The sequence below is a fragment of the Kosakonia sp. S42 genome, assembly GCF_016624785.1.
GTDB classification, from domain to species: Bacteria; Pseudomonadota; Gammaproteobacteria; order Enterobacterales; family Enterobacteriaceae; genus Kosakonia; species Kosakonia cowanii.
The window spans coordinates 1-217 of sequence record NZ_JACVTW010000134.1 but is presented as its reverse complement, the minus strand read 5'-3'; the positions used below and the strand labels follow the sequence as shown (position 1 = coordinate 217).

At 52.1% G+C, this 217-nt stretch carries 1 protein-coding gene; it reads right to left on the bottom strand.

The features are described 5' to 3' along the window. Positions 1 to 217, bottom strand: a 217-nt coding sequence (locus IAE50_RS25870; protein ID WP_200581714.1) for a DUF932 domain-containing protein, incomplete at both ends; no start/stop codon positions are given.

The window sequence follows — 217 nt, the reverse complement described above, 5'->3', positions numbered from 1 at the left end:
AACCTGCGAAACAATATCCCCTTTGTGGGGCACGTTAATTTCGCCGAACGACTTCCAGCACACCAGGCCATTTGTGCAGACCTGCCGGAAAATACCGGGGATCATTTTATAACTGCTGGAGCCATCATGGCTGTTCAGCAAAACGATTTCCGGCACCTCTGACCCGCTGCCGTTATTTCCGCGACGCAGGCGAATCATGTGTTTGGTAAAATCCCGG